Below are 12,543 nucleotides of genomic sequence, written 5' to 3'. Positions count from 1 at the left end.
TTTGTTATTGCGTTACGGGGATAGGAAGTTCATTCGTAATGATCTTCGCCCCGCCTTCGGTCGTCTTGACGTCCAGCTTGGAAATGCTGCCGCGGACGGCTTCGATGTCCGTAGGAATCCGCTTGTACGGCAGCTTGGCCAGGACTTCGTCCATAGCCTTCCCTAGGATTTCATAGGGATTGTTGAGGATAGACGCCGATTCCCGTTCACGGCCGCGGGAGCTGTAGCTCTTCAGCGTGTCCTGCTGGCGGTCGTAGGCGTAGACCGAGAGGTAATAGGCGCAGTCCGTCACGATTTCGCCGTCGAAGCGGAAGAAGAATTGATACTGCCGCCAATACCAGGTCTGGACGACGGGAACGACGACGATGTCGGCGTTGTATTTTTCCGATAAAGCCCGCATGGCGTCGATGGTAATGCCGTCGGGAGCGAGCTGTTCCTGCGCCTCTACGCGGTCCCAGTAGGGGATGCGGAACGGTTCTCTCAGCCGTTTCAGCATGTACTGCGCTTCGGCTCCCCGCTGCGTCGTAGATACGATGAGGGCCGTGCGCATGTTGTCAAAGCGCGGCTCGCTGTCAGCGGCGAAGGCCGACGCCGTCATAGTGAACAATGCCAGGATGAGAAGCAGGAACTTTTTCATAGGAAAGACCTCCTATCAGAAATTACCGGTGTCGTTTAAGAGGGGACGCACGTTGTCGGCCCGGGGAATATACCGTTCCAGCGTAGCCAGCATGGCGTCCTTATCCATCGGCAGGGTGCCGCCGACGGGGACAAGGTTGGACACGTGATTGCTGCGGAAAATGCAGGGATTTTTCATGTCCGTATGGCTCAGAATCATATGGAGCTCTTCGAGGAAGCCCCGGGCCGTGAGAGGCGTAAACTTGCCTGTGACGACTTCTTCGTACAGCGGCACGTTGCCGGGGATGATGAGGGTCAGGGCGCTGAGCATGGTCGGGTTGATGGCCGATACGACTTCTGCCGTATGGAGGGCGTGCTCCTTTGTCCGCTCCTTGCCGCCCAGGCCGATGAGGATCATGGCCGACAGCTTCATGCCGGCGTCGAGGGCCTTTTTGCCGGCTTTGACAGTCAGCGCGCCTGTCGTGCCTTTCTTGACGTGGCGCAGGACTTCATCGTCGCCGCTTTCGATGCCCATGTACACGATGCCCAGGCCGGCTTCGCGCAGGCGCTTCAGGTCTTCCGGCGATTTGCGGTTCAGGTCGGCCGGCGTGGCGTAGGCCCCGATGCGGTTAATATTGGGGAACGTAGCATAGCATTTTTTCAGAATATGGATCAAATCGTCCGTCGGCAGGACGAGGGCGTCGCCGTCGGCGAGGAAGACGCGGCGCACGAAGGGGTAGGCCTGGGCGGCCCGCTCGATAATGCCGTCGATTTCCTCTAGGGAACGGACGCGGTATTTGGAATCTTTGTACATTGCACAGAACGTGCACATATTATGGGAACAGCCGATAGTCACCCGCAGGATAAAGCTGCGCGCTTCGCTGGGCGGCCGGAATACGAGGCCTTCTGCGTTATCAATCATCATATAAGCAAACCATCCTTTCTCATGTATATTATACACAATTATACGCATATAAGTAAAATTTTCAAATAGTTTTTTCGGTCTGGCCATGGCAGGAAATGGCAGGGACAAAGAATCACGCCGCCTGAGGACAGCTATGCAAATTTATAATCGTACCGCCCCTTTGAAGCCTTTGCGTTATATGATACAATAAAAATGATATTTCTTTTTAATACTATTTGCTTTTTGAGCGGAGGTGACTGTTTCCTTCGGGAAACGCTGTACTTGGATTATTTTGAGATAACTTTCAACATCATTTTGATTTTAGCCTTAGTCGTGCTGAACGGTTTCTTCGTAGCGTCGGAGTTTTCCATCGTCAAGATGCGCCCGTCGCGAGTCGATACGCTGCTTAAGGAAGGGAATAAGAGCGCCGTATACGCCCGCACGGTGACGGAGCATCTGGACGCCTACCTGTCGGTGACGCAGCTGGGCATTACCCTGGCCTCCCTGGGGCTGGGCTGGATCGGCGAGCCTGCCGTGGCCAAGATGCTGGCGCCGGTGTTTCATTTTTTCCAGGTGCCCGTACAGCTGGAGCACACGCTGGCCTTTATCGTCGGCTTTTCCCTGATTACGGCCCTGCACATCGTATTGGGCGAGCTGGTGCCGAAATCCCTGTCGATTCAGAAGACCGAAGTCGTGGTGTTGTTCGTATCGCGCCCGCTGATTCTGTTTAACAAGCTCATGTACCCGGCTGTCTGGACGCTGAACCATATCGCCAACTGGACGCTGCGCCGCATGGGCATACAGGCTGCCAGCGAGGCGGAAGAAGCTCATAACGAAGAAGAAATCCGCATTTTGATGAAGGAAAGCTATAAATACGGCTATATCGACAGAAGCGAGCTGACCTATCTCGACAACGTCTTCGATTTTTCCGACCGCAGCGCCGGCGAGATCATGGTGCCCCGTACGGATATGGTCTGCCTGTATCTGGACGACAGTTTCGACGACTGCGTCGAGACGGCCCTGAACGAGCGCATGACCCGCTACCCCATCTGCGACGGCGACAAGGACCACATCATCGGGTTCCTGCACATCAAGGACCTCCTGCGGTCTTTGAAGGACGGGAAAAAATCGGACTTGCGGACCTTGGCCCGCGACGTGCTGGAAGTGCCGGTCTTCATGCCTATCAGCAAGCTCCTGCGCCAGCTCCAGAAGGAACGGAAGCAGCTGGCTGTCCTCATCGACGAGTACGGCGGTACGGCCGGCATGGTGACGATCGAAGATATCCTGGAAGAGCTCGTCGGCGATATTCAGGACGAATTTGACGAGGAACGGCCGGAGGTAGAGGAAAAGACCGATAAGATCTACTCCGTCGATGGCAAGATGCTGCTGGAAGACGTAAACGACTTGTTCGAGCTGGAGCTGGAAGACCAGCAGTGCGATACTATCGGCGGCTGGGTCTACACGCAGCTCAACACGCAGCCCGAAGCCGGCCAGATGGTCAAGCTGCCCAAGGCGGAAATTTACGTGGAAGAAGTGGAAAATCTCCGCATTACGCGCTTGAAGATCAAGCTGCTGAGCGAGCTGGACGACGTCAGCCAGGATATGCTCGACGAGCAGCTGAACAAGGATTGACGGGCCTCCGCCCTTCGGCGCTGCCGGATAGATGATACGTTTTACTGACTTTAAAATATAAAGTTAAACGATTAATTTATTTAGTAAACTTCGTAAAATTTTAAAAATGTATTGACTTTGAAGGATTTAAGCGTATAATAAGCTTCAACGAATACAAAACAGTGTTGATTGGGAATAGTACTGCTGCCGCAGAAATTACAGAGAACCGGCCGTATGCTGAGAGGCGGGATGGAAGCGCTGCAGGAAGTCGCCCAGGAGCAGCTGCCCGAACGCTTATCTTTCCAGTTAGTAGACGCAGCCGGCAGGCATCCGTTATCATGCCGGGCATTAAAAGGATTTTCCGGAGATGCCGACGAGGGGTCCCGACGGGCAACGAGAGTGGTACCGCAGAGTATATGATACTTTGTCTCTTTTTGAGGCAAAGTATTTTTTTTTCGCCAATCGCCGTTTTGCTGTTCGTTATACGTAAGATAGGGGTACAGAAAGGGGTTTTTTGTATGATGAAATGGATTGGAATGCTGAGTGGATTTGTTGGACGGTATTTGACGTATATCGTCTTCTTGGTCGTCCTTTGGGCGTACTTCATGCCCGGCGCGTTTTTATGGTCTGTACCCCATACGGTCACGCTTCTCGGCATCATCATGTTCGGCATGGGCATGACCCTGCACGCCAGGGATTTCAAGCTGGTCATCCAGCGGCCGAAGGAAGTGCTCATCGGCTGTACAGCTCACTACACGATTATGCCTATCGTGGCTTACGCCCTGGTACTGGCCTTTGACCTGACGCCGGAGCTGGCCGTCGGCATGGTATTGCTCGGCTCCTGCCCCAGCGGCACGGCGTCCAACGTCATGAGCTTTCTGGCCAAGGGCGACGTCCCTCTGGCCGTATCGATTACGACAGTTTCGACGTTGCTGGCGCCGATTATGATGCCCTTTATCGTCTGGGCCCTGGCAGGCCAGTGGGTCGAAGTCTCGTTCCTGGCCATGGCGATGACGGTCATGAAGGTCATCCTCGTGCCGCTGGCCGCCGGCCTGATCGTTCACAAAATCATCGGTGAAAAGCATATCGCTTCGTTGTCCAAGGTATTGGTTCTCGTTTCGGCCTTCGGCGTACTGACCATCGTCGGCGGCGTCATCGCCGTCAACGGCGCGAAGATTTTGGAATTGGGCTTCTTTATGGTTCTCATCGTATTGGCTCATAACCTGTTCGGCTTCGGCATCGGCTACTTCGTTACGGGCAAGCTGGGCCTGGGACAGCGGCAGCGCCATTCCGTTACGCTGGAAGTGGGTATGCAGAACGACGCCCTGGCTATTTCCCTCGTGTCGGTATTCTTCGCTCCGGCCGTGGCGATTCCCGCAGCCATCGGCGCGGCTATTCATCAGGTCACGGGTTCCATTTTGGCTGGTATCTTTGCCCGTAGGATGGACGCTATAGAAGCGCGGAAGGCCGCCGTAGCGGAAGCCGTACCGGCTCCGGCTCACCATTAAGCTGCTGTATTATAGAATATAATATTATATGACGTAAAAAACAGCGTATGTCCGATGAAAAGGGGAGCGGACATACGCTGTTTTGCATATCTTATTTTCTGAAGCTTTTGTATACTACGCTGGCAATAAAGAGCAGTCCGGCGTAGCCGATGGCCGGATAGAGGACGGCGACTAAGCGGCCGAAGGAAAAGAGGCTGACGACGTAGGTAAACAAGGCGACGGCGACGGCAAAGGCGACGTTGCCCTTCTTTCCCCAGCGGGTGACGCGGCTGCAGATGGACCACATCATGACGGACGACGAAGAAAAGATGCCCAGGAGCAGCGTGATGGAAAAGGCCGTGCCCAGCAGGGGATGGAGCTTTTGCGCCAGGTACAGGACGGGGACGTCCAGCCCTGCGGCGGCGCTGCCGTTCAGCAGGATGGCCGTGGTCATGACGGCGATGCAGAGGATGACGACAAAAGCTCCCAGGAACGCGCCGGCTCGCAGTTCTTGCTTGGATGAGGCGGAGACGCCCAGGCGGGTGAAGTACATGCTGGGCGGAAAGAAATTCAGGCTCAGGTGCAGGACGGCGCTCAGAAACCAGTTGGGGGCCGCCTGATAGGGGGCGAGAGCCGATTCGTACTCTCCTATGCGGGAAAATTGGCCGTAATCGACGGCGATTGCGCCGCAGCCTATGCTCAAGGAAAAGACGATGATGACCGGCCCGATAGAGGAAATAACCTGGATGAGGCGCTCAAAGCCCATGAGATAGGCCGCTAGCAGCAGGGCTGTCATGACGGCGGAGCCGAGAGGCTGGGGCACGCGGTAATATTCGTATAAGGTCGCCCCCGCGCCGGCGACGAGGACCGGCATAAGCAGGATCAGCGTGGCGATGATAAGCCACGTATAGACGAGGCCGAGGTTTTGGCCGCAGAAAAATTGAAAGTGATTAAAGGCGCGTTCTTTTTTGTGTTCGAAGCCCGTCCGCATCAGCAAGTAGGCCATGCCTAGAAAGCCGACTAAATTGACGGCGACAGCCCCGTAGCCGTAGAGGCCGAAGCTGGCGTAAAACCGCAGCATTTCCTGGCCCGTGGCGAACCCGGAGCCGATGACCCAGGCGATGAAGGCTCCGGCGATGCGTATGCTGTGTCTGATGTCGAAGGTATTGGCAGGCATGGAAATCCTCCTTTACATTACCGGGAAGGCCACTGCACTACGATGAGGAAGACCGTGGCGAGGATGCAGACGAAGCCGGCGAGCTCGACGGGATGGAAGGCCGTGCCGAGCCATGCGGCGGAGATGACGGCGGCCGTCACCGGCTCCAGCGTGCCGATGAGGGTGGATTTCATCGGGCCGACGAGGCGGATGCCCTGCACGAAGAGCGTAAAGGACAAGGCCGTGCCGATGAGGATGATAAAGGCGACGGTGAGCCAGCCGACGGCGTCCAGCTCGGGCGTCATGCCCCAGGCCTGCACGCCGAAGCAAAGGGCTGTGCCGCCGATGATCATGCCGGCGGCGTTGACCGGCACGGCGCCCCATTGGATGGCCAGGCCCTGGGACAGGGTAGGGTAGGCGACGCAGCCTGCGGCTCCGATGAGGCCCCACGTCAGCCCTTGGGGAGACAGGACCATCGTCGACGGGTTGCCGTTCGTCGCGACGAGGAATACGCCCAGAACGGCCAGGGCGACGGAGACGAGCTCGCGGGCCGAAGGCCTGCGGCGGAAGCGGACGGCCAGGAAAAAGGACATGAGGACGACGTTGAGGGTCTGCAGCACCGTCGCCGTTGCCGAGTTGGAATATTTGATAGCCGTCAAATAGGAATACTGACAGAGTAGGAGTCCGAAAATTGACAGGAGGAGGAGATTGCGGAGACTGGCCGGGTCGTGAAACATACCGTAAAAGGCAGCCCGCTGCTTCGGGAAAAACAAGACCAGCAGGACGACGCCTGCGGCGATCATGCGCAGCGCCGTAATCCAGGCCGAGTCGACGACGTAATGGGTGAAGAGATATTGACTGACCGTGCCGTTGACGCCCCAGGTGACGGCGCCGAGGACACAGTATAGAATGCCTTTGTAAAGAGCCGATAGAGCCATACTGTAACAAGCTTCCTTTCGTATGTATGTTTAATCAGTATAGCATACCTTGACGGAAACGGGAATAAACGACGCAAATTTCTTGACCTCTGCTAAGGGGCGTGCTACAATTCGTGTACTACACAGAAGGGGAGGATGACATCGTGCTGAGTCAACAGCTGCAAGTCTTTTTACAGGTCGCAGACAGCGGCAGCTTTTCCAAGGCTGCCCAGCGCCTTTTCGTAACGCCGGCGTCGGTCATGAAGCAGATCAACGCCTTGGAACGGCGATTGGGCCTTACGCTGCTGATACGGAACAATCAGGGCGTTTTGCTGACGGCGGCAGGCCGTTCCCTGTATGAAGACGGACGGAAGATGCGCGCCTATGCCGCCGATGCCGTGACCCGGGCGAAGAAGGCCGGCGGCCGGGACGGCGTGACGATCCGCGTCGGCTCTTCCCTGCTCAATCCCAGCAACGTACTGACGGACCTGTGGGCTCCGCTGCGCGAAACATATGGGAACTATACGTTCCGCATCGTCCCGTATGAAGATACAAAGGAACAAATTCTATTGGTCATCGCTTCCCTGGGCGACCGCATCGACGTCTTAGTGGGCTCCTTCAATTCACGCAGCATGCAGGCCAGGGCCAATTACCTGCCTCTGGGGACGTATCGGTTCTGCATCGCCCTTCCTGAAGGCCATCGCCTGGCGCTGCGGAAGACCCTGACGCTGGACGACCTTCACGGTGAGCGCGTCGTCATGGTAAAAAGCGGCGATACGGAGCAGATAGACGAATTTCATCACCTGCTGAAACGGGAGCATCCCCAGATTATCATTGAAGAAGCAAGCTATTATTACGACGTCGATACATTCAATCTCTGCGGGCAGCAGGGACTTCCCCTCCTGACGCTGGACGCCTGGGCAGGCGTGCATCCCTCGCTGGTTACGCTGCCTCTCGCCGATTTGGATTACGGCATTTCCTACGGGATTTTGTACGCTAAGAAGCCGTCCGAAGCAGTGCGGGGATTTATCGATATTATCAAGCGGCATATTGTTGGTTCTGCGGAATGATGCTTATTGCATACACTCAAAGGGGCTGTCGCCGAAGAAGAATTATCTCCTCTTCGTGCGACAGCCCCTGGTTTATGGGCGAATGGAACTGCCTGTTTTCTGTAAAACTTAAAATAATAGGCGTAAAAGCTATGATGAACAAGCGAACCCGTTATAGAATTACGTCTTTTTTTACGCAGGCCCCTTCCTAAATTGTCCATCATATGCGGGCTAGTCGTAGTTACAGCTTGTGGGTAATGCCTCTGTCCATAAATATGTTTTTCGATGATATGGAAAGGGGAATCCCGTACCAGACGTATTCAGGGCCGTATTCAGGCATTTGTTTCAGCGTTTGAGCGATAGAAAACATAATTCTGTTGTCTATGCGGTCGTCTCCGGCTACGGAAACGGCGGAGCCGATGGCGATGCCTAAATCCATAAACGTATCGGCGCAGCGGCCGCCGGCGGCAGCGTTAGCCGCGCAGTTTTCAAAGCCGCATTGCCCGCAGCGGCTCATGCCCCGGCGAATATGTTTGGCTCCAATGACGACGACTGCGCCGGCCTTGCGGACGCAATTCGCATCTCGGCCATACCAGGTCGGCATCTCATCTCCCATATATTCTGTACCAAGCCGCTCCATTTCACAGGCAAGCTGTTCTTTTTCATCGCCAGTAAGAATGTATGTCAAAATAGAGTCTACGCCATGTCCTTTTGGAGCCGTTTGCGCCGCCGCACACATTCTTTTTGCCGTCGATAACAAGGCGTCCTTATAAATCTGCTCATGTTCGTACTTCATACATATCGTCTCCTTTCGGAAAATACTTACATGTATAGTGGAAATCTGCAGCCTGACTAGTCAGCGCCGTGCGCTATGTACTGCGCTGCTGAGAGAGATTAGGATTCCCCGAACTCTTCCAACCGGGCCAGGAGCTGCATCAGGGTTTCTATCTGCTCTGCTCCCATGTAAGCTTTCACGGCTCCTTGGGCTTCTTCCCACAACGAGGCTGCGTACTCCATAAGCGCGTCCCCGTCCTCTGTCAGCGACAATAGCTTATTGCGGTTTTTGGCAGGCGCTAAATTATGTATCAGACCGCGATCTGCAAGGGGCTTTATTGTACGGACCAGCGTCGTGCGTTCCAGCCCCATTTCATCGGCCAACGCCGTAACGGTACAAGGCTGTATGCGGCTTAACGATTTCATCAAAGAAAATTGACTTGTTGTGAGCTGCGCTTTTGACAATGATTTGTCATAGAAATCGGATAAGACGCCGGCAGCGCGCCGCAGGTTGATACAAAAACAGGGACTTATGGAACGCTTCATGATTTCCTCCTAATCGTGTATATACACGATTATATTTAATATATGGCTTTCTGTCAAGACTATTACCATGTGGTTGACAATAAAAAATAAGGGCTGCCGCCGAAGATGAGCATCGTCTTCGTGCGGCTGCCCTTATTATCGTATAGGTATGTATAATTTGCTTATCGATACAGACTAAGGCCGTTTTGTTGACATGATTTACATGATTGAGTTTTACCGATACCGAAGTTATATGTGGCTCTCAATCATGTACCTTATAGGCTTTCAGCAGCATGTCGCCCATGCCCGGCGTTTCCGGGTCGTGGCTGCCTTTTCCCGTATCGAGGCTGCGCATCCGCGCCATGTCTTCATCGGTCAGGGAAAAATCGAAGATGGCGATATTATCGGCCATGTGCTGGGGATTGGTCGACTTCGGCAGGACGACGAAGCCTTCCTGTACTTCGAAGCGCAGGATGATTTGGCCGGCTGTCTTATTGTCTTTATGGGCCAGGGCCGTGACGAGGGGATGGGCGAGAAGGGCTTCGTCGCCGTGGCCCAAGGGGAAATAGGCTTCCAGCGCTGCGCCGCAGGCGTCTAATACTTCCCGCAGCTGTTTCTGCTGGAAGAAGGGATGACATTCGACCTGGTTTACAGCCGGCATCGTGTCGAATTGGGGCACGAAATGATTCCAGATGTTAGGCGTCATGTTGCTGACGCCGATAGATTTGATTTTCCCGGCTTTTTGGGCGTCTTCCATAGCTTTCCACGCGCCGGGCACGTCGCCGTAGGGCTGATGAATCAGGTACAGGTCCATGTAGTCGAGGCCCAGCTTTTTCAGGGACGCGTCGATGCCCCTGCAGGCGGCGTCGTAGCCGTAATCCTGAAGCCAGAGCTTGCTGGTGACGAAGATTTCGTCGCGGGGGATGCCGCTGTCGCAGACGGCCCTGCCGACTTCGTCTTCGTTGAAATAGGCCGCCGCCGTGTCGATGTGGCGGTATCCGAGGCGCAGGGCCTTGGTCACGGCGTCGTAGGTGCTGCCGTCGTTGGGAATGAGAAATACGCCGAAGCCGACGGCAGGGATAGTATTTCCATCACGTAAAAGTATGTGCTCCATAGTTAAGAACTCCTTTTAGATGTGCAAAAATCATGGTGATATCAGCAAATGGAATAGCCACCGTCGGGAACGATAGCCTGGCCGGTCATAAAGCCTGCGCCGTCGCTGCACAGCCAGAGGACGGTGTCGGTGATTTCCGATACAGACGCAATGCGCTGCATAGGAATTTGTCCAATGGACTTAGCCATATCGTCGGGGAAATCTTTGATAGCCTGGGCGACCATAGGCGTATCGGTCGTGCCGGGACAAACTGCGTTGATGCGGATGCCGCGGCCGGCATAATCGAGGGCGGCGCTCTTGGTCAGTCCGATTACTGCGTGTTTGGACGCCGTGTAGGCTCCCAGACCGGGCATGGCGACGACGCCGCAGAGGGATGAACAGTTGACGATAGCGCCGCGTCCCTGTCGGCGCATCTGCTGCAGCTCGTATTTCATGCAGCTCCAAATACCTCGTAGATTTACGGCGATGACCTTATCGAACGCGGCTCCGTCGGCGTCGGCCAATTCTGAAACCGGCGCCTGGATGCCGGCGTTATTATAGGCTATATCTAAACTGCCAAGCGCGGCAACTGTTTTTTTTACTAATTCGACGACTTCCGATTCTGCGGCTACGTTACAAGGAATAGCCAAAGCCTGAAGTCCTTGGTTTATCAGACCATTGACAGCTTGTTGTACTGCTTTTTCGTCTATGTCTGATAATACGACCGAAGCGCCGGCCTGAGCAAATCGCATGGCGGCATTTAAACCGATGCCGGAAGCCGCTCCCGTTACTAACACCGTTTTGCCTGTAAAGTCATAGATGGTCATGGCAAGTTAACCTCCCTTATGATTCTGTTTGCGGGGCAAAGACGCTGAATTCGGAATGGTCTAATACCTGGTCGATTTTTTTAACGTCTTCTTCCGATAAGGTAATATCTGCGGCCTCGGCATTTTCGCAAAGGCGTTTGGCTTTCGTCGTGCCGGGAATGGGGACGATATAGGGCTTTTTGCAGAGCATCCAGGCCAGGGAGATTTGCGCCGGCGTCGCGTCTTTTTCCACGCTTAGACCGGCGAGCAAATGGGTTAGCTCTTTGGCTTTCTGCGCTCCTTCTTCCGTGTACTGGGGCATCCAGCTGCGGAAGTCCAGCTCTTTGTCAAATTGCTCCGTTCCTTTATAGAGGCCGGATAAAAAGCCGTTTGCCAAGGGCGAATAAGCGACGAAGCCGATGTGCAGTTCTTCTAATAGGGGAAAGAGCTGCGCCGTCTGGCGATACATGAGAGAATACCGTTCTTGTATGGCTGTTATGGGACAAACGGCATGGGCGCGGCGGATATAGCCGGGCGAGGCGTTTGATATGCCCCAATGGCGGATTTTACCTTCTTTGATAAAGGTTTGCATCGTATAGGCCACTTCCTCAGGTTCTCTGGCGGCGTCGAGACGGTGCTGATAATATAGATCAATCGTATCGGTCTGGAGGCGCCGTAAACTTTGCTCCAAAGAACGCCGCAGCGAAGCCGGCGATGCGTCTGATACGGTGTGATGCTGCGAGCCTAAGGTGATCCCTCCTTTCGTGGCGACGACGACCTTGTCCCGGATGGGCTTTAAGGCTTCGCCGACAAGTTCTTCATTAATTGCCGGCGTGCCGTCGGCATATTGGCCGACATAGACTTCCGCTGTATCAAAAAATGTATATCCCATATCGACAGCTTCACGGATGCGGGTTATGGCCTCTTTTTTATCCAGAGCTGTACCATAGGCGTGAGATAATCCCATGCAGCCCAGGCCGACAGCTGATACCTGTAATTCCGTTCCTAATATGCGAGTATGCATTGGCAGTCCTCCTTATTCTTTCAGCCAGCAGGCGAGCTGATGCACCTGTTCTACGTAATCGGGCCGATTTTTTACGTCGCCGGCATTGGGGATTTGGTTGAAGATGAGGGTTTGGAACTGTTCTGCTCCCATTTGGCAAAAGCCGCTCACTGTCCAGTCGGCATATGTTTTTACCCTGTCTTTGGGGCTGCCCCAGAAGGAGCAGACGAGAGCCGCTTTTTTGCCGTACTTAGCCGTATTGGACATTCCCTTTTTATCGAAATCGAACCAGGGGTAGAACCGCTCGATAAACAGCTTTGCCAGCGACGATACCTGCTGGTTGTAAATGGGAGTGGCGACGACAATGGCGTCGCAGTCCTCGATGACCGGCAGCAATTTCGTAATGTCGTCGTCCTGCACGCAGCTCTGCCCCGCCGTTCCCTGACAGGCGCCGCAGGCTTTGCAGTATCGGCAGTCTTTTTCCCGCATCGTAAAGACGACGACTTGCTGGTCTTTCAGGTCTTCCGCTAAGATTTGGGTAATGACTTCCGAGTTGCCCTGTACTCTGGGGCTGACGTTGACTAGTAAAATCGTTTTCATGAT

Annotated in this window: 14 protein-coding genes; 4 read left to right on the top strand and 10 right to left on the bottom strand. The window is 54.6% G+C overall.

The features are described from left to right. Positions 1-4: 4 nt before the first annotated feature. On the bottom strand, positions 5-637 hold the full coding sequence (locus DKB62_RS05400; RefSeq protein WP_107196220.1) for a hypothetical protein: 633 nt from the start codon (positions 635-637) through the stop codon (positions 5-7). A 15-nt stretch (positions 638-652) separates the two neighbouring features. Next, a complete protein-coding gene (locus DKB62_RS05395) occupies positions 653-1,540 on the bottom strand; it encodes a radical SAM protein (protein ID WP_087477606.1) in 888 nt (295 codons plus the stop codon). A 294-nt stretch (positions 1,541-1,834) separates the two neighbouring features. Here DKB62_RS05395 and DKB62_RS05390 point away from each other — a divergent pair, with 294 nt between their 5' ends. From DKB62_RS05390 to DKB62_RS05385, 3 genes are all read left to right on the top strand, one after another. Further along, positions 1,835-3,151, top strand: a complete 1,317-nt coding sequence (locus DKB62_RS05390; protein WP_205410346.1) for a hemolysin family protein — start codon at positions 1,835-1,837, stop codon at positions 3,149-3,151. A 213-nt stretch (positions 3,152-3,364) separates the two neighbouring features. Beyond that, a complete protein-coding gene (locus DKB62_RS12540) occupies positions 3,365-3,550 on the top strand; it encodes a hypothetical protein (RefSeq protein ID WP_157949719.1) in 186 nt (61 codons plus the stop codon). Positions 3,551-3,648: 98 nt separating this feature from the next. Beyond that, entirely contained in the window at positions 3,649-4,638 is a 990-nt protein-coding gene (locus tag DKB62_RS05385) for a bile acid:sodium symporter family protein (RefSeq protein ID WP_107196222.1), read from the top strand. A gap of 91 nt (positions 4,639-4,729) precedes the next feature. Here the strand turns inward: DKB62_RS05385 and DKB62_RS05380 are convergent, their stop codons facing one another. Both DKB62_RS05380 and DKB62_RS05375 read right to left on the bottom strand, forming a co-directional pair. Beyond that, positions 4,730-5,794: a YkvI family membrane protein gene (locus DKB62_RS05380; RefSeq protein ID WP_107196223.1), complete on the bottom strand. Its 1,065-nt coding sequence runs from the start codon at positions 5,792-5,794 to the stop codon at positions 4,730-4,732. A gap of 17 nt (positions 5,795-5,811) precedes the next feature. Further along, entirely contained in the window at positions 5,812-6,711 is a 900-nt protein-coding gene (locus DKB62_RS05375) for a DMT family transporter (RefSeq protein ID WP_107196224.1), read from the bottom strand. Positions 6,712-6,854: 143 nt separating this feature from the next. On the opposite strand from DKB62_RS05375, the gene DKB62_RS05370 reads away from it, so the two are divergent. Continuing rightward, positions 6,855-7,760, top strand: coding sequence for a LysR family transcriptional regulator (locus DKB62_RS05370; RefSeq protein ID WP_157949720.1), 906 nt, complete (start codon positions 6,855-6,857; stop codon positions 7,758-7,760). Between the two features lie 220 nt (positions 7,761-7,980). Here DKB62_RS05370 and DKB62_RS05365 read toward each other — a convergent pair whose 3' ends face one another. From DKB62_RS05365 to DKB62_RS05340, 6 genes are all read right to left on the bottom strand, one after another. Next, positions 7,981-8,535, bottom strand: a complete 555-nt coding sequence (locus DKB62_RS05365; RefSeq protein WP_107196226.1) for a DUF2148 domain-containing protein — start codon at positions 8,533-8,535, stop codon at positions 7,981-7,983. Positions 8,536-8,633: 98 nt separating this feature from the next. After that, a complete protein-coding gene (locus tag DKB62_RS05360; RefSeq protein WP_107196227.1) occupies positions 8,634-9,059 on the bottom strand; it encodes a MarR family winged helix-turn-helix transcriptional regulator in 426 nt (141 codons plus the stop codon). Between the two features lie 241 nt (positions 9,060-9,300). Further along, positions 9,301-10,152: an aldo/keto reductase gene (locus DKB62_RS05355; RefSeq protein ID WP_107196228.1), complete on the bottom strand. Its 852-nt coding sequence runs from the start codon at positions 10,150-10,152 to the stop codon at positions 9,301-9,303. A gap of 41 nt (positions 10,153-10,193) precedes the next feature. Further along, positions 10,194-10,958 (bottom strand): SDR family NAD(P)-dependent oxidoreductase, encoded by a 765-nt coding sequence (locus DKB62_RS05350; RefSeq protein WP_107196229.1) that lies wholly within the window; start codon positions 10,956-10,958, stop codon positions 10,194-10,196. 16 nt (positions 10,959-10,974) lie between these two features. Continuing rightward, positions 10,975-11,961 carry an aldo/keto reductase gene (locus tag DKB62_RS05345; protein WP_107196230.1) on the bottom strand — a complete coding sequence of 329 codons (987 nt, stop codon included), beginning with the start codon at positions 11,959-11,961 and terminating at the stop codon, positions 10,975-10,977. A gap of 12 nt (positions 11,962-11,973) precedes the next feature. Beyond that, positions 11,974-12,540 carry a flavodoxin family protein gene (locus DKB62_RS05340; RefSeq protein ID WP_107196231.1) on the bottom strand — a complete coding sequence of 189 codons (567 nt, stop codon included), beginning with the start codon at positions 12,538-12,540 and terminating at the stop codon, positions 11,974-11,976. Between the last annotated feature and the right edge of the window lie 3 nt (positions 12,541-12,543).

It is taken from the genome of Megasphaera stantonii, assembly GCF_003367905.1.
GTDB lineage: Bacteria > Bacillota > Negativicutes > Veillonellales > Megasphaeraceae > Megasphaera > Megasphaera stantonii.
Note: the sequence above shows the minus strand (reverse complement) of the source record. Positions and strands in the feature narration are given on the sequence as shown.

Coding starts and splice junctions, on each gene's coding strand:
- DKB62_RS05395 (WP_087477606.1), bottom strand. CDS start 1,540: ATGATGATTGATAACGCAGAAGGCCTCGTATTCCGGCCGCCCAGCGAA.
- DKB62_RS05340 (WP_107196231.1), bottom strand. CDS start 12,540: ATGAAAACGATTTTACTAGTCAACGTCAGCCCCAGAGTACAGGGCAAC.
- DKB62_RS05360 (WP_107196227.1), bottom strand. CDS start 9,059: ATGAAGCGTTCCATAAGTCCCTGTTTTTGTATCAACCTGCGGCGCGCT.
- DKB62_RS05345 (WP_107196230.1), bottom strand. CDS start 11,961: ATGCATACTCGCATATTAGGAACGGAATTACAGGTATCAGCTGTCGGC.
- DKB62_RS05400 (WP_107196220.1), bottom strand. CDS start 637: ATGAAAAAGTTCCTGCTTCTCATCCTGGCATTGTTCACTATGACGGCG.
- DKB62_RS05350 (WP_107196229.1), bottom strand. CDS start 10,958: ATGACCATCTATGACTTTACAGGCAAAACGGTGTTAGTAACGGGAGCG.
- DKB62_RS05380 (WP_107196223.1), bottom strand. CDS start 5,794: ATGCCTGCCAATACCTTCGACATCAGACACAGCATACGCATCGCCGGA.
- DKB62_RS05375 (WP_107196224.1), bottom strand. CDS start 6,711: ATGGCTCTATCGGCTCTTTACAAAGGCATTCTATACTGTGTCCTCGGC.
- DKB62_RS05385 (WP_107196222.1), top strand. CDS start 3,649: ATGATGAAATGGATTGGAATGCTGAGTGGATTTGTTGGACGGTATTTG.
- DKB62_RS05355 (WP_107196228.1), bottom strand. CDS start 10,152: ATGGAGCACATACTTTTACGTGATGGAAATACTATCCCTGCCGTCGGC.
- DKB62_RS05365 (WP_107196226.1), bottom strand. CDS start 8,535: ATGAAGTACGAACATGAGCAGATTTATAAGGACGCCTTGTTATCGACG.
- DKB62_RS12540 (WP_157949719.1), top strand. CDS start 3,365: ATGCTGAGAGGCGGGATGGAAGCGCTGCAGGAAGTCGCCCAGGAGCAG.